At 73.9% G+C, this 21,156-nt stretch carries 18 protein-coding genes and 1 pseudogene; 10 read left to right on the top strand and 9 right to left on the bottom strand.

What is annotated here, in order from left to right; translation table 11 throughout:
* Positions 1 to 77 precede the first annotated feature (77 nt).
* Genes Pdca_RS35815 through Pdca_RS26985 form a run of 3 tightly spaced genes read left to right on the top strand, consistent with a single transcriptional unit; the run spans position 78 to position 2,328 of the window.
* Entirely contained in the window at positions 78 to 677 is a 600-nt protein-coding gene (locus tag Pdca_RS35815) for a hypothetical protein (protein ID WP_085910781.1), read from the top strand.
* Positions 674 to 1,849, top strand: a complete 1,176-nt coding sequence (locus Pdca_RS26990) for an MSMEG_0568 family radical SAM protein (protein WP_085910782.1) — start codon at positions 674 to 676, stop codon at positions 1,847 to 1,849. The genes Pdca_RS35815 and Pdca_RS26990 overlap by 4 nt, the downstream gene beginning before the upstream one ends.
* Positions 1,846 to 2,328: an MSMEG_0567/Sll0786 family nitrogen starvation N-acetyltransferase gene (locus Pdca_RS26985; RefSeq protein ID WP_085910783.1), complete on the top strand. Its 483-nt coding sequence runs from the start codon at positions 1,846 to 1,848 to the stop codon at positions 2,326 to 2,328. Before Pdca_RS26990 ends, Pdca_RS26985 begins: the two co-directional genes overlap by 4 nt.
* Here Pdca_RS26985 and Pdca_RS26980 read toward each other — a convergent pair.
* Entirely contained in the window at positions 2,303 to 5,473 is a 3,171-nt protein-coding gene (locus Pdca_RS26980; protein WP_232021224.1) for an ATP-binding protein, read from the bottom strand. The two genes, Pdca_RS26985 and Pdca_RS26980, sit on opposite strands and share 26 nt — an antisense overlap.
* 219 nt (positions 5,474 to 5,692) lie before the next feature.
* On the opposite strand from Pdca_RS26980, the gene Pdca_RS26975 reads away from it, so the two are divergent.
* Positions 5,693 to 7,711, top strand: a complete 2,019-nt coding sequence (locus Pdca_RS26975) for a protein meaA (RefSeq protein ID WP_085910785.1) — start codon at positions 5,693 to 5,695, stop codon at positions 7,709 to 7,711.
* Positions 7,712 to 7,720: 9 nt separating this feature from the next.
* On the opposite strand, the gene Pdca_RS26970 is transcribed toward Pdca_RS26975, so the two are convergent.
* From Pdca_RS26970 to Pdca_RS26960, 3 genes are read right to left on the bottom strand one after another with little or no spacing between them, the layout of a single operon-like run.
* Positions 7,721 to 8,833 carry a methyl-accepting chemotaxis domain-containing protein gene (locus tag Pdca_RS26970; RefSeq protein ID WP_085910786.1) on the bottom strand — a complete coding sequence of 371 codons (1,113 nt, stop codon included), beginning with the start codon at positions 8,831 to 8,833 and terminating at the stop codon, positions 7,721 to 7,723.
* A gap of 36 nt (positions 8,834 to 8,869) precedes the next feature.
* On the bottom strand, positions 8,870 to 9,763 hold the full coding sequence (locus Pdca_RS26965; RefSeq protein WP_085910787.1) for a transporter substrate-binding domain-containing protein: 894 nt from the start codon (positions 9,761 to 9,763) through the stop codon (positions 8,870 to 8,872).
* A 57-nt stretch (positions 9,764 to 9,820) separates the two neighbouring features.
* Positions 9,821 to 10,594, bottom strand: coding sequence for an enoyl-CoA hydratase-related protein (locus Pdca_RS26960; protein WP_085910788.1), 774 nt, complete (start codon positions 10,592 to 10,594; stop codon positions 9,821 to 9,823).
* A gap of 109 nt (positions 10,595 to 10,703) precedes the next feature.
* Between Pdca_RS26960 and Pdca_RS26955 the strand changes: the two genes are divergently transcribed.
* The 3 genes from Pdca_RS26955 to Pdca_RS26945 all read left to right on the top strand — a co-directional run bounded on the left by Pdca_RS26955 (position 10,704) and on the right by Pdca_RS26945 (position 13,896).
* Positions 10,704 to 11,426, top strand: a complete 723-nt coding sequence (locus Pdca_RS26955) for a TetR/AcrR family transcriptional regulator (RefSeq protein ID WP_158092035.1) — start codon at positions 10,704 to 10,706, stop codon at positions 11,424 to 11,426.
* A gap of 37 nt (positions 11,427 to 11,463) precedes the next feature.
* On the top strand, positions 11,464 to 12,708 hold the full coding sequence (locus tag Pdca_RS26950) for a cytochrome P450 family protein (protein ID WP_085910790.1): 1,245 nt from the start codon (positions 11,464 to 11,466) through the stop codon (positions 12,706 to 12,708).
* A gap of 177 nt (positions 12,709 to 12,885) precedes the next feature.
* Positions 12,886 to 13,896 carry a class I fructose-bisphosphate aldolase gene (locus Pdca_RS26945; RefSeq protein ID WP_085910791.1) on the top strand — a complete coding sequence of 337 codons (1,011 nt, stop codon included), beginning with the start codon at positions 12,886 to 12,888 and terminating at the stop codon, positions 13,894 to 13,896.
* Between the two features lie 719 nt (positions 13,897 to 14,615).
* On the opposite strand, the gene Pdca_RS26940 is transcribed toward Pdca_RS26945, so the two are convergent.
* From Pdca_RS26940 to Pdca_RS26925, 4 genes and pseudogenes are all read right to left on the bottom strand, one after another.
* Complete coding sequence (locus Pdca_RS26940) at positions 14,616 to 15,500, bottom strand: LysR family transcriptional regulator (protein WP_085910979.1); 885 nt, start codon at positions 15,498 to 15,500, stop codon at positions 14,616 to 14,618.
* 109 nt (positions 15,501 to 15,609) lie between these two features.
* Entirely contained in the window at positions 15,610 to 16,608 is a 999-nt protein-coding gene (locus Pdca_RS26935; protein WP_197719834.1) for an AAA family ATPase, read from the bottom strand.
* Positions 16,595 to 17,041 (bottom strand): ribulose bisphosphate carboxylase small subunit, encoded by a 447-nt coding sequence (locus tag Pdca_RS26930; RefSeq protein WP_085910792.1) that lies wholly within the window; start codon positions 17,039 to 17,041, stop codon positions 16,595 to 16,597. The genes Pdca_RS26935 and Pdca_RS26930 overlap by 14 nt, the downstream gene beginning before the upstream one ends.
* Positions 17,042 to 17,054: 13 nt before the next feature.
* A pseudogene (locus tag Pdca_RS26925) lies at positions 17,055 to 17,516 on the bottom strand (RuBisCO large subunit C-terminal-like domain-containing protein); the annotation flags it as partial.
* A gap of 128 nt (positions 17,517 to 17,644) precedes the next feature.
* Between Pdca_RS26925 and Pdca_RS26920 the strand changes: the two are divergent.
* The gene (locus Pdca_RS26920) at positions 17,645 to 18,283 is read left to right on the top strand and encodes an HAD-IA family hydrolase (protein WP_232021220.1); all 639 of its coding nucleotides are present in this window, start codon (positions 17,645 to 17,647) and stop codon (positions 18,281 to 18,283) included.
* Here the strand turns inward: Pdca_RS26920 and Pdca_RS26915 are convergent.
* Positions 18,241 to 18,783 (bottom strand): NUDIX domain-containing protein, encoded by a 543-nt coding sequence (locus Pdca_RS26915; RefSeq protein WP_232021732.1) that lies wholly within the window; start codon positions 18,781 to 18,783, stop codon positions 18,241 to 18,243. The genes Pdca_RS26920 and Pdca_RS26915 overlap by 43 nt on opposite strands.
* A gap of 45 nt (positions 18,784 to 18,828) precedes the next feature.
* Here Pdca_RS26915 and nucS point away from each other — a divergent pair, with 45 nt between their 5' ends.
* Together nucS and Pdca_RS26905 are read left to right on the top strand one after the other, a co-directional pair.
* Positions 18,829 to 19,488, top strand: coding sequence for an endonuclease NucS (gene nucS / locus Pdca_RS26910; protein WP_085910794.1), 660 nt, complete (start codon positions 18,829 to 18,831; stop codon positions 19,486 to 19,488).
* 84 nt (positions 19,489 to 19,572) lie between these two features.
* Positions 19,573 to 21,078 (top strand): aldehyde dehydrogenase family protein, encoded by a 1,506-nt coding sequence (locus Pdca_RS26905; protein ID WP_174824318.1) that lies wholly within the window; start codon positions 19,573 to 19,575, stop codon positions 21,076 to 21,078.
* Positions 21,079 to 21,156 lie beyond the last annotated feature (78 nt).

The following is a 21,156-nucleotide window of genomic DNA, read 5'->3' as shown; positions in this document are numbered from 1 at the left end:
CACCTTCGATCCGCTACGAACATCTACTATAGTGTACGTTCGTGAGTGTGGGGAATCGCTCGGGAACGAGACGGGCCGTGGCGGATCCGGGAACCGACGGCGTCACCGAGGCGCGACGCCGCTGGCAGGCGGCGGCCGACCGGCTCTGGCCGATGGCTCTCGCCGACGGCGAGCGGTACCGGCAGCTGACCGACGCCGTCGGCGCCGTGCTGACGACGTTGCGCGAGCAGGCGCACAGCCTCGACGAGCTGCTGGCCGCCGAGCGCACCGGTTCCGCCCCGCCGGACGTGCTGGCCGCGGCGTGCGCGGTGCGTGCCGATGAACTGGTCGCCGAGCGCGCCGGCCGCGACCGCCGCGAGGCGATCGAGTCGGCCCGGGAGACCGGGCTGGAGTGGGCCGTGCTGGTGCGCGAGCCGACCCGGGTCGTCGAGGTGCACCTGGCGAGTGGCCGGGCCGTGGTCGCCACCGCCGACCCGTACCTCGGTGACCCGCCCTACCGGGTCGCCGAGGCGACGGTCGATCTGCGGACCGGACGGTTCGCCGGTGCGGCCGACGACGGCACCCCGTGTCATGACGTCGACCGATGGCTGACCGAGCAGGAGCGGCTCCGGGACCTGATCGGTGGGCATCCCGGTCCGGTGGGCAGCGACGGCACCGACCCGATGGAGGGCAGATGACGGCAGTACCCGATACGCACACCGGCCGGACGCCGGGTGACGGCCCGGCGCCGCCCGATCTGGGCGAGCTGATCTCGGCATTGCAGAGTCACGGGGTGCGGGTCGAGGCGCCCGTCGAGCGTCGCACCGGCGGTGCCGGCCCCAGCGACTCCGGGATGCTCTGGCTGGAGGGCCGTCCGGTGACCGTCCCGACCGTCACCGACCCGGACGCGCCGACGCCCTACGTGCTGGTGCCCGAGGACGGTGGCGGCAACGGGATCTACCGGGACGGCCGGCGGCTCGCCGGGGTGTCGAGATCGCGGCGCCCGCGGTTCTACGATCTGAGCACCGCCGACGGCGTGCCCTACGAGAAGATCGCGCTGCTGCACCTGGACTCGCTGGCCAGCACGGTCGTGCAGGCCTGCAACTACTGGAACACCGCCGACCAGTGCACGTTCTGCGGGATCGGGGTGTCGCTCGACTCCGGCGCGACGATCGCCCGCAAGACGCCCGAGCAGCTCGCCGAGGTGTCGGTCGCCGCGCGCGACCTCGACGGCGTCGTGGACGTGACGCTGACGACCGGCAGCTCGACCGCGCCGGACCGCGGCGCCCGGTACGTGGCGCGTTGCGGCCGGGCCGTGAAGGACGCCAGCGGGCTGCCGGTGGAGATCCAGTTCGAGCCGCCGCGGGATCTCGGCATCCTCGACGAGGTGCACCGGATCGGCGGCGCGGACGCGGTCGGCATCCATGTCGAGAGCTTCGATCCGCAGGTGCTCGCCCGGGTGGCGCCGGGCAAGTTCCGCACCGGGATCGAGACCTACTTCCGGACCTGGGAACGCGCCGTCGAGCTGTGGGGGCGGGGCCGGGTCTCCACCTACGTCATCCTCGGGATGGGGGAGGACCCGGAGGTGACGGTCGAGGGGTGCCGGCGGGCGATCGACATCGGTGTCTATCCGTTCGTGGTGCCGCTGCGCCCGGTGGCGGGCAGCCTGATGGCCGACCAGCGGCCGCCGTCGTCGGAGTACAGCTCGCGGATCTACCGCCGGGTCGCCGCGCACATGAGCCTGCGCGGGATGAGTGCCGACGACGCGGTCGCCGGCTGCGCCCGGTGCCAGGCCTGCTCCGCGATCGACGCCGTGCAGCGCACGCCACCGCTGCTGCAGATCGGACCGCGCCCACCGGACCCGGCGTGACCGCCGCCCGGCCGGTCGGCACCCGGCAGGCGGTCGAGGTCCGGATCGTCACCGGCGCCGAGCTCGCCGAGCACCACCGGATCCGGCACGCCGTGTTCGTCGTCGAGCAGGAGATCTTCACCGGCGACGATCTCGACCGGCACGACGCGGATCCGGACACCCTGCACGTGCTCGCCATCGCGGGCGGCGAGCCGGTCGGGACCGTGCGCCTCTACCCGGTGGGGGCGGGCTGCTGGCGCGGGGACCGGCTCGCCGTGTTGCCCGGACGCCGGGTGGTCGGGGCGGGTGGTCCGCTGGTCCGGTTCGCGGTGGCGACCGCTGGCGAGCGCGGCGGGACGCGGATGGTCGCGCACGTGCAGCCGCCGAACCGGGCCTTCTTCGAGCGGCTCGGCTGGACCACCGAGGGGCTGGAGGACTACGCGGGCTTCACCCACGTCGCGATGAGCATCCCGCTCACCGCGGGACCGGAGCCGGCCTGATCAGCTTGCCCCGGCTGGCGAAGTCCGAGCGCAGATCGGGCGGCAGGCCGGCCCGGATGCGGTCCAGCGCCTGGGTGCGCACGGCATCCGGCCCGACCAGCGCCACGATCAGGTCGGACCCGGTGCGCCCGGCCGCGGCGAAGGCTTCCGCCGGCCGTCCGAGCCGGGCCAGCGCGAGCGCCTCGTACTTCGCCGAGCGGAACCGGCGGGCGTGGTCGAGCAGCCGCTCCGCGGGATCGAGGTCCCAGCGGGCCTGCATCTGCAACAGCCGCATCTCGGCGCGCGGCCGGTAGGGCAGCGGCAGGCTCAGCAGCGGCGCGGCCTCGTCGACCCGCCGGCCGGCGTCGTCCTCGCGGCCGTCGAGCAGGTCGCAGTCGGCCAGCGCGAGCAGCGCGTGCAGCTCCTGCTCCAGCTCCAGGGCACCGCCGCCCCGGCGGGCCAGGTCCACCGCCTGCTCGGCGTGCTCCCTGGCGCGGTCGATCTGACCGAGCTCCTGGAACAGCCACGACGTGGTCGTCTCGATCCCGGCGCGGTAGTAGTCGACCCCGGCCTCGTCGATCAGCCGGCGGGCCCGCCGCAGCGCCCGCAGCGCGCCCGCGAAGTCACCCATGTCGCCGCGGGACAACGCACAGAAGAACAGGCTCTGCAGCAGCGTGCGGAACTCGCCGGTGCTGGTGGACAGCTCGACGGCCCGTTCCAGGGTGGAGCGGGCCTCGTCGAACCGGTCCAGGTGTTGCAGCAGCGCCCCGCGGTACGCGGTCGCGGTGGCGGACAGGGCGTCACCGGTACCGAGGGCGAGGACGTCGTCGTAGGCGCGCTCGGCGCCCCGGTAGTCCCCGTCCCAGTGCCGGACCCGGCCCAGCAGCAGGATCGAGCTGCGCTGGGCGCCGGGTGCCGCCGCGGCGGACTCGGCGAGGTGCCCGGCCTGTTCGGCGAGATCGACCGCGGTCAGCGCATCCCGGGCGTGCAGCGCCGTCCAGCCCAGTGCCTCGACTGCCCGCGCCTCCAGTTGCTCGTCAGCGAGCTCACGGGCGACGGCCAGCGCGTGCTCGTGGTCGTGCCGCGCGTCGTCGTGCCGGGCCAGGTCGCACCGCACCGCACCGCGCCGCAGCCGGGCCTGCGCGGCCAGCACCGGATCGGCGCCCAGCTCGGCCTGCTCGACGGCGTGGGTGAGCATCCGCTCGCTCTCCACGTGCGCGAAGACCAGATGTGCGACGTCTGCGGCGTGCAGCCAGGCCCGCGCCGCGCCGAGATGGTCCCCGGCGGCGGTCAGATGACCGGCGGCGGCCTCGGGGCGGTCCGGGTGGAGCGCGGCGGCGCGGCGGTGCCGGCTCACCCGGACCGGGCGCGGGGACTCGGCGTAGACGGTCCGGCGCAGGATCTCGCTGGCGAACCGGAACTCGCCGCCGTCCTGCGAGGCGCCCACCAGGCCGGCCCGCTGCGCGCGCTCGCAGCGTTGGGCGCACACCTCGATCGGGATGCCGGTCAGCGCGGCGACGTCGTCGACGGAGAACGAGCGGCCCAGAACCGACGCCTGCGCGAGCAGGTCCCGCACGTCCTCGGTGGTCGACTCCAGCCGGTGTACCAGCGCGTCGTGCAGCGTCGCCGGGACCGGGGCGGCGTCGAGCCGTTCGCCGTCCGGCGGCGGGTGCCGCAGCAGCTCACTGATCAGTAGCGGGGAGCCGCCGGTCCAGGTGAAGAAGTGCTCCGGATCGTGCCGGGAGCCGGCCCGGGTCAGCAGCGTCTGGACGGCCTCCCGGCTGAGCGGACCGACGTCGACGATCCGGGCGACGTCCTCGATCGTGCTGGTGGCGCGGTGGTCCTCGGTGTCGTTCTCGGTGACGACGATCAGGGTCGCGCTGTCCGCCAGCCGGCCCGCGAGGTAGTGGAGGACCTCGATCGTGCTCTGACCGGCGTTCTCGATGTCGTCGATGCCGATCATCAGCGGGTGTTCCTCGGCGACCCGGTGCAGCAGGCCGGCGAGTGCGTCGACGGTGCGGCGGTGCCGCAGCTCCGAGACGTCGGCGGTGGCACGCCCCCGGTCCAGCTCGGGAACCAGCGTCGCCAGCGCGGCACGGTCCGACGGCGGGAGCCTGCCCGCGTCGTCCGGGTCACCGTGCACGAGCAGGTCCCGGACGACCTCGGCGAAGGGTTGCAGATAGAGCGATCGTTCGGCCTCGGCGCACCGGACGTGCACCGTGACGCCGCCGGAGCGCTCCGCCCGGTGCCCGATCTCGGTCGCGAGCGTGCTCTTGCCGATGCCCGGCTCGCCGCGCAGGACGGCGAGCCGCCCGCGCCCGCGGACGGCGTCGTCCCACATCTGCTCCAGCACGGCGTGCTCACGTTCCCGCCCGACCGGGGCCGCGGTGGACGAGGTCCGGGCGGCCGGGGCGGGGCCGGTGGTGCCGCGCAGGATCCGCAGGTAGAGCTGTTCGGACTCGGTGGACGGGTCGACGCCCAGGCGGGTGGTCAGCTCCCGCCGGAGCCGTTCGTAGGCGGCGAGCGCGTCGGCCGGTGCGCTGCGGGCCTCGTGGGCCCGCATCGTCGCGCGCGCAGCGTCCTCGTCGAGCGGGTCCACGGCCAGTGCCCGGGTGCTCTCGGCCAGCGCGGTCTCGTGGTCGCCCACCGTGAGTGCGGCTGCCCACCGGCAGCGCCGCGCACGGGCGAGCAGGGTGGCCACCTCGCTGCGGGCGCCGTCGACCCAGAGTCCGTCCGGTTCGTCGGCCAGCGCGATCCCCGCGTCGAGCAGGGCGACGCCTCGCCCGGAGTTGCGCAGCGCCAGCCCCGGCCGGCCCTGGGCCAGCTCGTTCTCGGCCATCCCGACCAGTGCGACGGCCTCGGACAGATCGACGGTGGTCCACGGATCCAGCACCAGCCGGTACGCCCGGGGACCGCCCTCGACCCGGTCCCGGCCGATCGAGCGTCGCAGCCGGCTCACCAGGGCGGCGAGGTTGCGCAACGGCAGGCTCGGGGGCTCGGCCGGCCACAGCCGGTCGGCGAGGGTCGCAGCCGGGACGAACCGGCCGTGCCGGACGGCGAGCATGCCGAGCAGACTCCGGGCCCGGCCGCCGGGCAACGGTTCGGTGATGTCGCCGGTCACGGTGAGCGTGCCGACGAGCTCAACGCGGACGACGCCGTCCTGCATACGGGGCATCGTATCCCGGTGACGTGGCGGAGAGGGGGTGCGTCCCCTGGCCGGGCGGGCAGTGATGAACCGATCCAGTGCTAGGTTTCCCGTGCGGATCGCGTAGTTTGCCGCGCATAGGGGTGTGACAAGGGTCGACTCGGCGCGGTTCTACTGCTACTCACCAGTAGTATCCGGCTGGCTGTGCCGACTGTGCCGATGACGACGCGGAGGTGTCCGGTGCCCTACCCGACCGATCGTGAGCGCGACCGCCCGTGGGTGATCCGCACGTACGCCGGGCACTCGTCGGCTGCGAAGACCAACGAGCTCTACCGGCGGAACCTGGCCAAGGGTCAGACCGGCCTGTCGGTCGCCTTCGACCTGCCCACCCAGACCGGCTACGACCCGGACGACGAGCTCGCCAAGGGCGAGGTCGGCAAGGTGGGCGTGCCGGTCAGCCACATCGGCGACATGCGGGCCCTGTTCGACGGCATCCCGATGGCCGAGGCCAACACCTCGATGACGATCAACGCGCCGGCCATGTGGTTGCTCGCGCTCTACGTCGCGGTCGCCGAGGAGCAGGCCGAGGAGTCCGGGCTGGACTACTCCGAGGTCCGCGCGAAGCTCGCCGGCACCACGCAGAACGACATCGTCAAGGAGTACCTGTCCCGGGGCACCTACGTGTTCCCGCCGGCGCCGAGCCTGCGCCTGATCACCGACATGGTCGCGTGGTCGGTCACCGAGATCCCCAAGTGGAACCCGATCAACATCTGCAGCTACCACCTGCAGGAGGCCGGGGCCTCGCCCACCCAGGAGCTGTCCTACGCCCTGTGCACCGCGATCGCGGTGCTGGACTCGGTGCGCGACTCCGGGCAGGTGCCACCGGAGAAGTTCGGCGACGTCGTCGCGCGGATCTCGTTCTTCGTCAACGCGGGCCTGCGCTTCGTCGAGGAGATGTGCAAGATGCGGGCCTTCGCCCGCCTCTGGGACGAGATCACCCGGGAGCGCTACGGCGTCGAGAACCCCAAGCAACGCCGGCTGCGCTACGGCGTGCAGGTCAACTCGCTGGGGCTGACCGAGGCCCAGCCGGAGAACAACGTCCAGCGGATCGTCCTGGAGATGCTCGCGGTAACCCTCTCCAAGGACGCCCGCGCCCGCGCGGTGCAGCTGCCCGCCTGGAACGAGGCGCTCGGCCTGCCCCGGCCCTGGGACCAGCAGTGGGCCCTGCGGATGCAGCAGGTGCTGGCCTATGAGACCGACCTGCTCGAGTACGAGGACATCTTCGACGGCAGCCACGTCGTCGAGGCGAAGGTGACCGAGCTGGTCGAGGGGGCCCGCGCCGAGATCGACCGGGTCCAGGAGATGGGCGGTGCGGTCGCCGCCGTGGAGAGCGGCTACATGAAGGGTGAGCTGGTCAGCTCGCTCGCCGCGGAGCGCCGGCGGCTGGAGTCCGGCGAGCGCGTGGTCGTCGGGGTGAACAAGTTCGAGACCACCGAGCCCAGCCCGCTGCAGGCCGAGGGCGCCGAGGCGATCTTCACGGTGGACCCGGAGACCGAGCGGGGCGCGATCGAGGCGATCGGTGCCTGGCGCGAGGCGCGCGACGCCGGCGTGGTCGAGGAGAGCCTGCGCGCGTTGCGCGACGCCGCCAAGACCGAGCAGAACCTGATGCAGGTCTCCATCGACTGCGCCAAGGCCGGCGTCACGACCGGTGAGTGGGCGGGCGCGCTGCGCGAGGTGTTCGGCGAGTTCCGGGCCCCGACCGGGGTGTCCGCCGCGACCGCGTCCGGCGAGAGCGCGACCGAGATCGCCGAGGTGCGCGAGCGGGTCCGCGCGACCGGTGACGAGCTGGGCCAGCGGCTGCGGATGCTGGTCGGCAAGCCCGGCCTGGACGGGCACTCCAACGGCGCCGAGCAGGTCGCCGTGCGCGCTCGCGACGTCGGCTTCGAGGTCGTCTACCAGGGCATCCGGCTGACCCCGTCGCAGATCGTGGCGGCCGCGGTGCAGGAGGGTGTGCACGCGGTCGGGCTGTCCGTGCTGTCCGGGTCGCACCTGGAGGTCGTCCCGTCGGTGGTGCGCGGGTTGCGCGACGCGGGCGCCGGGGAGATTCCGGTCGTCGTCGGCGGGATCATCCCGCCGGACGACGAGAAGCGGCTGCGCGAGGGCGGGATCGCCGCCGTGTTCACGCCGAAGAACTACCGGATGACCGAGATGATGGACGAGATCGTGTCGCTGATCCGGAAGGCGCAGGGACTCGGCTGAGCGGCCGGGTCAGTCCCCGGCCTTCTCGCTGCCCCGGCGGCTCAGCAGCCGGAAGCCGGGGATGCCGACGATCGCCTGCCGCACCTCCTTCAGCACGTCGAGCAGCTCGTGCACGTCCGGCCCGACGCGGTCGAGCGTCGCGAGAATCGGCAGGATGTCGTTCTCCATGTGCTCGGTGAACACCGGGAGCTGGTCGACGAGCTTGATCGCGGCGCGGATCTCGTCCTCGGAGAGCTCGTCGAGGAACTTCGTGGCCAGCGGTGCCGCCTGCCGGGCCAGCGGGCCGTAGAGGTCGAGCAGCTCGCCGGCCTGCCGGCTCGCCCCGCTCGCCTCGGTGACCACCTCGTTCGCCCGGTCGGCGACCTGGCGGGCCGATCCGATGACGCCGGTCGCGTCCGTGGTGACCTGCTCGACCTGGGAGATGAGGTTGCCCGCCCGGTCGCAGACGGTGGTGGTGGTGCGGACGATCCCGTCCGCCTCGCCGGCGACGGCGTCCACCCTGGCGACCAGTCCCTCGGCGTTCCCGGCGACCACCGATACCTGCTCGACCAGGCCCTCGGCCTTCTCCGAGACCGTGGTGACCCGGCTGACCAGCCCACCGGCCTGCTCGGACACCGTGGTGACCTGCTCGACGAGGCCGTCGGCCCGCTCGGCAACGGTGGTGACCCGGCGGACCAGTCCGTCCGCCTCGTCGGCCACCGTGGTGACCCGGCCGACCAGCTCGCCCGCGTCGTCGGCGACCCCGTTCACCCGGGAGACCAGCGACTCGGCGTCCACCGCGACGCCGGAGACGCGCTCGACGAGCTGCTCCGCGCGCTCCGCCACCGGGCGGATCCGCTCGATGACACCGGTCGCGTCACCGGCGACCGTGTCGACCCGGACGAGCAGCCCCTCGGCCCGGTCGACGACACCGTCGACCCGGTCCAGCAGCGCCTCCGCCCGGCCCGCGATCGTCCCGATCCGGCCGACCAGCGTCCCGATGTCGTCGATCAGCTCACCGGCGCGAGCCGGGAGCGCGACCACCGTGCCGGCGAGCTCACCGGTCCGGTCGACGACGGCCGCCGCCCCGGAGAGCAGGTCGGACGGGCCGGGGACCGGGATCCCGGCGATGCGCAGCGCCATGTGCGGGATCCTCGCATCCCGGCGGCGTCCGGCGGGTCACGACTCGGGTGTGCGGGCGCAGAGGTCGTCGACGGTCAGATCGCGCGGCGGGAGGTTCTCCTCGGTGAAACCGAACGGGCGCACCAGCTCCAGCCAGCGGCCGGACTCCTGCAGCGCGGTCAGCTCCCGGTCGAACTCCGCGCGGAGCTCGGTGTCGGCGGGCCGGAACGCGAACGCACCCGCGCCGACGACCGGCCGGCCGTTCACCTCGGGCGCGAACCCGGGGGTGACCTGGAGTCCGATGCCGGCGTTGCGCCGCACCTCGTCCAGCAGCGAGATCCGGGTCAGCGCCCCGACCTGGGCCTCCCGGCCCCCGACCCCGCGGACGAGCGCACCCTGCGAGTCGAACTGGACGATCCGATCCGATCCGATGCCGGCCGCGAGCGCGTACTCGAACTCGGCCGAGCCGCGCAGCACGCCGAGTGTCGCGCCGGTGCGCCGGACGCCACCGAGCGTCGCGACGCCCAGCGGGTTGCCGGTCGGGACGAGCAGTGCGGTCCGGGCGACGTAGTCGGGCCGGGAGAACGCGACCTGCTGGCAGCGCAGCGGGGTGATGGTGAGGCCGACCGAGATCAGGTCGAACCGCTGGTCCAGCAGGTCGGGGACGAGCCGTTCGAACGGGACCTGCACAGCGACCAGCCCGGCGCCGCCGAGCCCGGCGGCGACCGCACGGGCCACCTCGGGGCCCTCCCCGGTCGGCCGTCCGACCCCGTCGGTGAAGCCGAACGGCCGCTCACCGGACAGGCCGACGACGAGATCGCCGCCGGCCCGCAGCCGGGTCAGTGCGTCGGCCGACTCGCGGCCGCAGCCGGCCAGCCCGATCGCGGCCCCACCGAGCACCGCGGCGGTGCCCAGCAGGCGACGCCGGCTCAGTCGGATGGGGTGGCTCATGGTCCGGACGAGCCTAGGTGATCGGTGCGGCCGGAGCCGCCCGGCCGCGACGCGCGGTCAGTCCGACCACTCCGGCGGCCGCTTCTCCAGGAACGACGCCATCCCCTCCCGGGCTCCGCCGGACTGCGACATCGACGCCATGACCTCGGACGCGATCCGGTAGGCATCGGCCTCGGGGCGGTCGAGCTGGGCGTAGAGGGTCTGCTTGCCGACGGCCTTGGACAGTCGGCTGCCACGGGTGGCACGGGCGAGCAGCTCATCCACCCGGGCGTCCAGCTCGGCGTCCGGCACCGCGTAGTTGATCAGGCCCCACTCGGCGGCGGTGGGAGCGTCGATCGGGTCCCCGGTGAGTGCCAGCTCCATCAGGCGCTTGCGGCCGATGTTGCGGGCGACCGGGACTGCGGGGGTGTGGCAGAACCAGCCGCCCTTGCCGCCGGGCAGCGCGAACGTCGCGGACTCGGCGGCGACCGCGAGATCGCAGGACGCGACGAGCTGGCAGCCCGCCGCCCACGCCGTCGCGTGCACCCGCGCGACGACGACCTGCGGGACCTCCTGCACGGTGCGCATCACCGTCGTGCACAGCCGGAGGAGGTCGCGCACCCCGGCCAGATCGCGGTCCGCGACATCACCGAAGTCGTGTCCGGAGGAGAACGCCTTGCCCTCGCCGGCGAGCACGATCCCGGTCGCGTCGCTGTTGCCGGCGCTCTCGAAGGCGTCCAGCAGTTCCCGGAGGTGATCGGCGGTCAGCGAGTTCCGGCGCTGCGGCCGGTTCATCGTGATCCGGACCGTGTCGCTGTCCTGCTTGACCAGCAGGTGCTCGTAGTCGGCCATGGCCCGACCGTATCTCGACAGGGCGCCGCGGCGAAGCTACCGTGACTGTATGACCGGATTCACGATTTCGGTCATCAGGTCATACGGATCAGGTGGAGGTGCCGTGTCGGTGGCGGAGCAGGTCCCGGGGGATACCGAGCGGATGGAGCGGGTGCTCGACGCGGCCGCCGAACTGCTCGTGCGCTGGGGCTACCGGCGGGTGACCATCGAGGACGTCGCCCGCCGGGCCGGGGTCGGCAAGGGCACCGTCTACCTGCACGTCCGCACCAAGGACGCGTTGTTCCTGACCGTGCTGCTGCGGTCCCAGCGGCGAGTGTTCGCCGATCTCGCCGACCGGATCGCCGCCGAGCCGGAGAACGCGCTGCCGTGGCGGATGTCGCGATTGCTCTACCAGCGGATGCGCGGCGACGACGTGACCCGCGCGCTCTACCTGGGCGATGTCGAGGTGCTCGGGCGGCTCGCGCACGAGGCGGTGGGTGCGCTCGGCGAGCTCGCGGCGCTGCGCGAGGACGTGGGCCGGCGGCACTTCGAGCTGCTGCGCGACGCCGGACTGCTCGTCGAGGACCTGCCGGCCGAGAAGCAGCTGCACGCCTGGCGATCGGTGCTCTTCGGCTTCTTCCTGATCGACGGCGTGCCGCAGGTCAGGAGCCCGGCCGCCGAGGAGGGCAGCGGCGAGCTGATCGAGTACGCGGTACGCCGGCTGCTCGCCGCCCCCGGTCTCGCCCCGGAGCGCGAGGCAACGGCCGCCGCGCCCGTCGCGGCGGAGGCGGCCGGGCTCTACCGGCCGCTGATCGACCACATCGACACCGAATGGCGCCGCCGGACCCGGTGATCCCGGGCCTCCGGACCACCACCGAGGGGAGCACGAGATGACCGCACCGACCGGAGCGCCCGACCTGCTGGCACCCGACTTCGCAGCGGATCCGTACACCGGATACGCCCGGCTGCGGGAGCAGGCTCCCGCGGTGACGGTGTCGCTGATGGGCGGCCCGCCGATGATGCTGGTGACCCGCTACGACGAGGTGCGGACGGTGCTCACCGATCCGCGTTTCGGCACCGATCCCGATCAGGCCGGTGCCGGGGTGAACGTCCGGGAAGCGATGCTGCGCAAGGCCGGTGTGCCCGACGACGTGATCGGCTACCTGCTCCGCACGATCCTCACCTCCGACGGCGACGACCACACCCGGCTGCGCAAGCTGGTGTCGCGTGCCTTCACCGTGCGGCGGGTGCAGTCGCTGGCACCCCGGGTCGAGCAGATCGCCGCCGGCCTGCTCGACGACATCGCTGCGGCAGGCGCCGACGGCAGCCCGGTCGACCTGGTCGAGTCGTTCGGCTATCCACTTCCGATCGCGGTGATCTGCGAGCTGGTCGGGGTGCCCGAACCGGAGCGCGCGCAGTGGCACGGCTGGGGCAGGGTGCTGACCACGCTGGATCCCGAGCACACTCCCGGAGTGCTGCGGGCCGCCGTCGAGCACGTGCACGAGTTGATCGCGGCGCGTCGCGCCGAACCCGCCGACGACCTGATCAGCGCGCTGATCGCGGCCCAGGAGGACGACGGCGACCGGCTCTCCGACCAGGAGATGGTCACGATGGTCTTCGCGCTGGTGATGGCCGGGCACGAGACCACCGCGCACCTGCTCTCGAACGGGGCGCTGGCCCTGCTGACCCGTCCCGACCAGCTCGCGCTGCTGCGCGCCGAGCCCGACCGCTGGCCGGCCGCGGTGAACGAGCTGATGCGGGCCCGCGGGCCGGTGCAGTTCACCCAGATCCGCTATCCGGTCACCGACGTCGAACTGGGCGGCGTCGCGATCCCCGCCGGGACCCCGGTGATCGCCGGTCTGCTGCCGGCGAACCACGATCCGCGGGCCTTCGACCGGCCGGACGACATCGACGTCCGGCGGGACACCGGCCGTGGTGAGGGCCATCTCGGGTTCGGCCAGGGCGTGCACTACTGCCTGGGCGCAGCGCTCGCCCGGCAGGAGGGCGACATCGGCCTCCGGATGCTGTTCGACCGGTTCCCGGGCATGCGGCTCGCGGTGCCCGCGCAGGAGCTCGCCTGGCTGCCGCGGCCCGGGATGAGCCGGGTCGGGGAGCTGCCGGTGCTGCTGTCCTGAGCCCCGGTTCTGCTGCGCGGGTCCCCGCCCGGTTCTGTCGCCCGGTCCCGCTGCCCGGTCCCGCTGCCCGGTTCCCCCGCCGCATCCACCCGGCGGGGGAGGGCCGGGAGACCTCGCGTACCTAGCGTCGGGTGGTCTCCGGCGGGATCGCCGGAGACCACTCACGGAGGTGCACGGATGACGGATCGAGCGGGAGCGCCACCGCCGGAGGGTCTGCGGGCCACCGCACGCCGGCTGGTCGCCGGCGGTCGCGGGGTACTGGCCGCCGACGAGAGCATCGCGACGATGTCGCAGCGACTCGACCACGCCGGGGTGCCTCCGTCCGTGCGGCACCGGCGCGACTACCGGGAGCTGCTGGTCACCGCTGACCGGCTGGCCGAGGGCGTGAACGGGGTGATCCTCTGCGAGGAGACCCTGCGCCAGCGGTTCGCCGACGGCCGCACCTTCCCCACCGGGATCGCCGAGCTCGGCATGCTGCCCGGGATCAAGGTCGACACCGGTACCGCGCCGCTGGCCGGTGCGCCCGGCGAGACGGTCACCACCGGGCTGGACGGGCTGCCGGAGCGGGCCGCGGAGTTCGCCGCGCTCGGCGCCCGGTTCGCCAAGTGGCGGGCGGTGTTCCGGATCGCCGGCGATCTGCCGTCCGCCTGGGCGATCCGGGCGAACGCGCACGCGCTGGCCCGCTACGCCGCCGACTGCCTGCAGGCCGGGCTGGTGCCGATCGTCGAACCGGAGGTGCTGGCCGCGGGCAGTCATCCGCTGGAGCGCACCGCTGCCGTCACCGCCCGGGTGCTGGCGGCGGTCACCGCGGCGCTCGCGGACGCGGGTGTCGATCCCGGCGCGACCGTGCTCAAACCGAACATGGTCACCGCTGGTTCCGAAGCCGAGGAGGCGGAGCCCGCGGCCGTCGCACGGGCCACCCACGACGTGCTCCGCGCGACCGTCTCCGACGATCTCGCCGGGGTCGCGTTCCTTTCCGGCGGCTGGGAGCCGGTCACCGCCGCGGCGAACCTCGCCGCGATCCGGGAGCTGCCCGCGCTCTGGCCGGTGACGTTCTCGTTCGGCCGGGCGCTGGTGAGCCCGGCGCTGCGGGCGTGGGGTGGTGATCCGGCCGCGGTGCCCGCCGCGCAGGCTGCGCTGCTCGTGGAGGTGCGGCGCAACACCGCCCCCGATCCGGTGCCTGCCTGAGCCGGGATCACCGGCCCGCCGCCCCGCGCCACCGGTGGACCAGAGTCGGCGCGGGCGGTTCGGCCGGGGGCATTCCGGGCGGAAATCGCTCACCCCGTGAGCGAGTTTCCCGGGCTGGGAGTCGTTCCCTGGGTTCTGAGCCGCTCGGTGCCGGGGGACGGGTGGCTACGTCGTCGATCCGCTCACGGGGTGAGCGGTTCCGGAGAAATACACCCACCCCTCCTGGCACCACTCGGGCACCGCGACCGAGGAGGGGAGTGCGGTCCACCCGGAATCGCTCACCTGGTGAGCGGATCTCTGGAATCGAGGGGTCCTCCGGCCGCGCCGCACTGCGCCGCGCCGCGCCGGGCCGCGCCGCGCCGCGCCGGGCCGCGCTGGGCTGGGCTGGGCCGCGCTGGGCTGGGCTGGGCCGCGCTGGGCTGGGCCGTGCTGGGCCGTGCTGGGCTGGGCTGGGCCGTGCTGGGCTGGGCCGTGCTGGGCCGTGCTGGGCCGTGCCGGGCCGTGCTGGGCCGTGCCGGGCCGTGCCGGGCCGTGCCGGGCCGTGCCGGGCCGGGCCGCGAGGTGCCGGGCCGTGCTGGGCTGGGTTGTGCCGCACTGCGCTGGCCGTGCCGCCCTATGTCGCGGCGCGCCGGTCAGACCCTGTGCGTTCCGCGGAACGCACCCTGAGCCCTGTGACCGGGAGCGCGCGTTCCGCGGAATGCGCGCTCCCGCGTTGCCGGTCACGGCGCCCGCCACGGCGGGGTTCCGAGGACGTGCCGCAGCAGCAGCCCGGTGCTCGCGGTCGCGTCCGGGTGGGTGACGACGTGCCATGGCCGGTCGAGCGGGGTCCCCGGCACGTCCAGCTCGACCAGCTCCCCGTCGGCGAGCAGCCGGCGCACCGCCTCCCGGGACACCAGGGTCACGCCGAGCCCGGCCCGGGCGGCGGCGACGGTCGCACCGTGCGAGCCGAGCACCAGCCGTGGCGGGTCCACCCCCAGCGTGTCGAGCAGCGTGGACAGGGTCGAACGGATCCCGGAGCCGGCCTCGCGGAGCAGCCAGGTCGCCGACGCCGGATCGTGGCCGATACCGGGCGCGCCCACGACGACCAGCAGGTTGTCTCGCATCGCGCGCACCGCGGGCGGACCGGACGCGCCCGGATCGGCTGCCGCCGACGGCGGCCGCCCGGCGACGACGACGTCCACCTCGTGATGGGCGAGCATCGGCCAGATCCGGTCGCTGGGCGCCACGTCCACCTCCAGCGCGACCCCCGGGTACCGGCCGCGGAACCCGGCGAGCAGCCCGGGCAGCAGGTGCTCGCCCGCGGTCGTGACAGCCGCCAGCCGAACCCGCCCGTGCTCCGGATCGGCCTCGCCGCGGGCCGCGGCCGCACCCTCCTCCAGCAGGCCCAGCACCCGCCGCGCGTACCCGGCGTAGCGGTACCCGGCCGCGGTCAGCCGGACGCCGCGGCCGTCCCGCTCGACCAGCGGCACACCGACGTCCTCGGCCAGCGCCCGCACCGCTGCCGACACCGTCGACTCGGTGACGACCAGGCTCGCCGCGGCCCCGCGGACCGAGCCGTGCTCGGCCAGCGCGACGAACGCGCGCATCCGGGCCGTGGTGGTCACCGGCAGAGCGTAGAGCCGGTCGCCGGTGGGCACCTCCGACCGGCCGAGGCGGTACGACCGCCGCACAGGCCGGTGCACCGGATCGGGTGGAGCCGCTGCGGTCGCCGGCTCAGCGGGGGAGCCCGCCGTCGAAGACGCGGCTGGCGCGCAGGTCGGCGGCGGTCAGGGTGCGGAGATCGTCGCGGGTGACCAGCGGCCGTTCCGCGGTCGTCAGGCGTCGCGCCTGCCGCATCCTGGCCCGGTCCAATGCGTTGCGGACGCTGCGCGCACCGGCGAACCACGGCTGCTCGACCCGCAGCTCCAGGTACTCGTGCAGCGCGCCCGTCGCCTCGTCGGACAGCACGAGGCCGAGCTCGTCGACTATGTGACCGCCGATCGCGGCCAGCTCGTCCACCGAGAAGTCCGGGAAGTCGACGTGATGGGCGATCCGTGACTGCATCCCCGGGTTGGCGGCGAAGAAGGTGTCCATCCGGTCGGCGTAACCGGCCAGCACCACCGCCACGTCCGCCCGGTGGTCCTCCATCGCCTGCAGCAGGATCTCGATGGCCTCCCCGCCGTAGTCCCGCTCGTTGCCGGGTCGGTGCAGGTAGTAGGCCTCGTCGATGAACAGCACGCCGCCGAGCGCCCGGCGCACCGTCTCCTTCGTCTTCGGAGCGGTGTGCCCGACGTACTCGCCCACCAGATCGTCGCGGGTGGCGCTGACCAGGTGCCCGGTGCGCAGGTACCCGAGGCCGTGCAACAGACCGGCCATCCGCCGCGCCACCGTCGTCTTGCCGGTGCCGGGATTGCCGGTGAAGCACATGTGCAGCGTCGGGGCCCCGGTGGCCAGGCCGAAGCGGGCCCGCACCCGGTCGACGACCAGCAACGCCGCCAGCTCCCGCAGGCGCTGCTTCACCGGGGCGAGCCCGACGAGATCGCGGTCCAGCGCGTCGAGGACGTCGTCGACGCCGGCGTCCCGGCGCACCGCCGCGAGATCGACGGTGTCGCCGGGACCCAGCTCGGGCGCGTCCGGCCGGTCGGGCCCGGCATCGTCCGGGGTCGCCGGACCGGACGATCCGAAGGCGATCCGGGCCGGTCCGGGAGCGCCGTTGCGCTCAGCGCGGTGCACGGCCGTTGCCCGCAGCGCCGTAGCGCGAACCCGCCGGACGTTCGGTGGCGTACGGGTGCAGGGTGTACCCGATCCGCCGGTCCGCGCCCTCGGCCCGGTCCAGCCGGAACCCGGGCTCGACCGTCGGGCGCTGCACCAGGAACGACAGCGCCACGGTCTGCCGGCCCAGCGACGCGTCGTAGGCGTTGACCCGGACGTAGTGCTCCGGATGCGCCGTCCGGCAGGCGTCGATCTCGGCCAGCACCCCGGCCGGATCGGCCAGGTCGAACATCGGCATGCCCCACATGTCCCAGTAGGTGTTGCGGGGGTGCGGGTCGTCGGTGAACTCGATGGCGCACGGCCAGTCGTGGTCGAGCGCCCAGCGGATCTGTGCGGTGATCTCGTCGTCGGTGAGATCGGGCAGGAAAGAGAAGGTGCCCTGGGTGATACGCATCGGTGTCTCCGTCTCAGGCCGGGGTGGGGGTGGCTGCGACGTCCGGGGTGTCGGTGGAGGCGTAGTCGAACGTGATGTCGCCCCAGGTCGACAGTGCCGTCTCCAGCGGCCGGTTGCGCTTCGCGGCGGCGCGCAGGATCTCCGGGCCCCGGGCGAGGTAGTCGGCGCCCTCGTTCCTGGCCTTGATCATCGCCTCGACCGCGACCCGGTTGGCCTCGGCGCCGGCCGCGATGCCCATCGGGTGCCCGATCGTCCCGCCGCCGAACTGCAGCACGACGTCCTCACCGAGATGGTGCAGCAGCTGGTGCATCTGCCCGGCGTGGATCCCGCCGGAGGCGACCGGCATGGTCGCCGGCATCGACACCCAGTCCTGGTCGAAGTAGAGACCCTTCACCGGGTCGGCCTCGTAGCGCCCGGAGCGCAGCACGTCGTAGAACCCGGCGACCGAGTTCGGATCGCCCTCCAGCTTCCCGACGACGGTGCCGGCTGCGTCGGCTACACCGCGATCCCGAAGACGTTGCCGATGATCGAGCTGGTCAGGTTCGCGAGCGGGACGGACACCGCCCGGCGTTCAACCGGGCGTTCGCCGAGCACGGCGTCGGCGTGCACTGGGACGCCGCGCACTACGCCCGGCTGCTCGCCGTCACCGGGGGCAGGCAGCGGATCGCCGCCGACCTGCGCGCCCGCGGCCACCGCGCGGACGAGGCGGAGCGGATCGCGACGCAGGTGCACCGCACCAAGACGGCGCTGTTCGCCGAGCATGCCCGCTCCGGCTCGATCCCGGCCCGCCCCGGAGTCCGGACCCTGGTCGCGGACCTGCGCCGGCGCGGTGCCCGGATCGGGGTGGTGACGACCGGTCGCCGGGAGTGGGCCGAGCCGCTGGTCACCCATCTCATCGGCGACGTCGCACGCGGGATCGACGTGGCGGTGTACGGCGACGACGTGACCGCGCTGAAGCCGGACCCGCGCTGCTACCGGCTGGCGCTGCGCGGGCTGGGGATGCCCGCGTCGTGCGTGGTGGCGGTGGAGGACTCGGCCCCGGGGCTGCGGGCCGCGCTCGGGGCAGGACTGGTGACCGTGGTGGTGCGCTCGGAACCCACCGCCGGGCACGACGTCGGCGGCGCCGCACTGGTCCGGGAGTCGTTCGACGGCGAGCCCGCGCTGGACGCCGAGCTGCTCGGCGCCCTGCTGGCGGACGGTCAGCGGGCCCGTCGATCGTCGTGCAGGCGCAGCAGTGCGTAGGCGGCGAGGGTCTGCGCGTCGGTGATCCCGCCCGTCCGGACCAGCTCCTCGAACTCCCCGGCGGTGAACCAGCTCGAACGCATGTCCTGTTCCTGGTGCTCGCGCTGCGGCGGGCCCGCGATCAGGCCGGTGGCGAGGTAGACGTGGCCGCGCTGGCTGGACATGCCGGGGGCGACGTCGAGCATCCCGAGGAAGGTCATCGTGGTCGCGGCGAGCCCGGTCTCCTCGACCAGCTCGCGGACCGCCAGCTCGGCCGGGTCGGCTTCCGCCCGGTCCGGTGCGGTGCCCGCCGGGAACTCCCAGCGGCGCTCGCCGACCGGGTAGCGGAACTGCTCGACCAGGTGCAGCCCGCCGTCGTCGTCGCGGGGGACGACCAGGGCGTAGGTCGGCTTGTCGACGACGCCGTAGACGCCCTCGGTGCCGTCCGGCAGCCGGATGCCGTCCTCGCGGACGGTCATCCAGTTGTTCGCGTACACCTGGCGGGTCGAGATCTGCTCGATCACCCGCCCAGCTTCGCCGATCACCCCCCTCTTACAGTGAGCCGGGTGCGCCTCGTCATCGCCCGTTGCCAGGTGGACTACGCAGGACGGCTGACCGCCCACCTGCCGATGGCCCCGCGGCTGTTGCTCGTGAAGCAGGACGGCTCGGTGAGCATCCACGCCGACGACCGCGCCTACAAGCCGCTGAACTGGATGTCCCCGCCGTGCTGGCTCACCGAGGAGCCCGGTGTGTGGACGGTGCGGAACAAGGCCGACGAGTCGCTGGTGATCACCATCGACGAGGTCCTGCACGACTCGACACACGAGCTCGGCGTCGATCCAGGCCTGGTCAAGGACGGCGTGGAGGCGCACCTGCAGGAGCTGCTGGCGGCACACCCGGAGACCCTCGGTGAGGGCTGGACACTGGTCCGCCGCGAGTACATGACGGCCGTCGGGCCGGTCGATCTGCTGTGCCGCGACGCCGATGGCAAGCACGTCGCCGTCGAGATCAAGCGGCGCGGCGAGATCGACGGAGTCGAGCAGTTGACCCGGTACCTGGAGCTGATGAACCGGGACCCGCTGCTGGCCCCCGTGCAGGGCGTGTTCGCGGCCCAGCAGATCAAGCCGCAGGCGCGCACGCTCGCCACCGACCGCGGGATCCGCTGCGCGACCGTCGACTACGACGAGCTGCGCGGGATGACGTCGAAGGAGATGCGGCTGTTCTGACCCCGCCGGGCCAGCTCGGGCCCGGCCGGACCTTCCGCGGGCCTCTACCCTGATCACGTGAGTGCCACCGCCGCTGACTCCGCCGTGACCGCCTCCACCGATCCCGCCGGGGGTGCCGATTTCGCGTCGCTGTCCCCGCGTACCGGTGCCGAGCTGGCCCGCTACGCCGTGCACGACGGCGACCACGTGCGCGCCACCGTCCGCGCCGCCGGGGAGGCCGCCGCCTGGTGGGACGGGCTGGGCTTCGCCGGGCGCCGCACCCGGCTCGCCGCCTGGCGGAAGGTGCTGGCCCGTCAGCTCGACCGGGTCGCCCGGGTGGTGGCCGACGAGACCGGCAAGCCGTTCGACGACGCCCGGCTCGAGGTCGTCCTGACGATCGACCACCTGGACTGGGCGTCGGGGAACGCGGCGAAGGTGCTCGGGCGGAAGTCCGTGTCGCCCGGCCTGCTGATGGCGAACCAGGCCGCGTCGGTGGCGTACCGGCCGCTCGGCGTGGTCGGCGTGATCGGCCCGTGGAACTACCCGATCTTCACGCCGATGGGGTCCATCGCCTACGCGCTCGCGGCGGGCAACACTGTGGTGTTCAAGCCGTCCGAGCTCACCCCCGGCGTCGCGCACGAGCTGGCGCGCACGCTCGCCGAGGCGGTCCCGGAGGTCGGCCGGTATCCGCTGCTGAGCGTCGTCACCGGGTTCGGCGCGACCGGTGCCGAGCTGTGCCGGGCCCCCGGCGTCGGCAAGATCGCCTTCACCGGCTCGGCCGCGACCGGCCGCCGGGTGATGGCCGCCTGCGCCGAGAACCTGGTCCCGGTGCTGATGGAGTGCGGCGGCAAGGACCCGCTGATCGTCGACGCCGACGCCGACCTGGACGCCGCCGCGGACGCCGCGGTCTGGGGCGGGATGTCCAACGCCGGGCAGACCTGCGTCGGGGTCGAGCGGGTGTACGTCGTGGAGACCGTCGCGGGGCGCTTCCTGGAGAAGGTCCGGGCGGCGGCGTCGAAGCTGCAGGTCGGCTCCGCGAGCAACGAGGGCGATCTCGGCCCGATGACGATGCCGTCGCAGACCGCGATCGTGCGCAGGCACGTCACCGAGGCGCTGTCGGCCGGTGGGCGGGCGATCGTCGGCGGCGCCGACTCGGTGCACGACGACGGCACCATCTCCCCGGTGGTGATCGCCGACGTCCCGGAGGACTCGGTGGCCGTCACCGAGGAGACGTTCGGGCCGCTGGTCGTGGTGAACCGGGTGCCGGACGTCGACGAGGCGGTGCGCCGCGCCAACGCGACCGGCTACGGCCTCGGCGCCACCGTGTTCTCGGCGAAGCGCGGCGACGAGATCGCCGCCCGGCTCCGCTGCGGGATGGTCTCGATCAACGGCGTGATCTCGTTCGCCGGTATCCCGTCGCTGCCGTTCGGCGGGGTGGGGGAGTCCGGGTTCGGCCGGATCCACGGCGCCGACGGGCTGCGCGAGTTCACCAGGGCCCAGTCGGTGGCCCGGCAGCGGTTCGCGCTGCCGGTCGCGGTGACCTCGTTCCGGCGGACCGCGAAGACCATGCAGGCGCTGGTCGGGGTGGTGCGGGCCCGGCACGGGCGGTGACCGGCCCGTCCGTCCGGCCAGGTCAGGCAGCCACCCCGGGGTGGCCCTGGTCGCAGGATACCCACCGGTAGCGGCTCG

The organism is Pseudonocardia autotrophica (assembly GCF_003945385.1).
Taxonomy (GTDB): domain Bacteria; phylum Actinomycetota; class Actinomycetes; order Mycobacteriales; family Pseudonocardiaceae; genus Pseudonocardia; species Pseudonocardia autotrophica.
This window is presented reverse-complemented; position numbering and strand designations above follow the sequence as displayed.

Excerpts from the sequence above, each read along its gene's own strand:
- Pdca_RS26945 (WP_085910791.1), top strand. The coding sequence starts at position 12,886 with ATGACGGATCGAGCGGGAGCGCCACCGCCGGAGGGTCTGCGGGCCACC.
- Pdca_RS26980 (WP_232021224.1), bottom strand. The coding sequence starts at position 5,473 with ATGCAGGACGGCGTCGTCCGCGTTGAGCTCGTCGGCACGCTCACCGTG.
- Pdca_RS26930 (WP_085910792.1), bottom strand. The coding sequence starts at position 17,041 with ATGCGTATCACCCAGGGCACCTTCTCTTTCCTGCCCGATCTCACCGAC.
- Pdca_RS26990 (WP_085910782.1), top strand. The coding sequence starts at position 674 with ATGACGGCAGTACCCGATACGCACACCGGCCGGACGCCGGGTGACGGC.
- Pdca_RS26965 (WP_085910787.1), bottom strand. The coding sequence starts at position 9,763 with ATGAGCCACCCCATCCGACTGAGCCGGCGTCGCCTGCTGGGCACCGCC.
- Pdca_RS26970 (WP_085910786.1), bottom strand. The coding sequence starts at position 8,833 with ATGGCGCTGCGCATCGCCGGGATCCCGGTCCCCGGCCCGTCCGACCTG.
- Pdca_RS26960 (WP_085910788.1), bottom strand. The coding sequence starts at position 10,594 with ATGGCCGACTACGAGCACCTGCTGGTCAAGCAGGACAGCGACACGGTC.
- Pdca_RS26950 (WP_085910790.1), top strand. The coding sequence starts at position 11,464 with ATGACCGCACCGACCGGAGCGCCCGACCTGCTGGCACCCGACTTCGCA.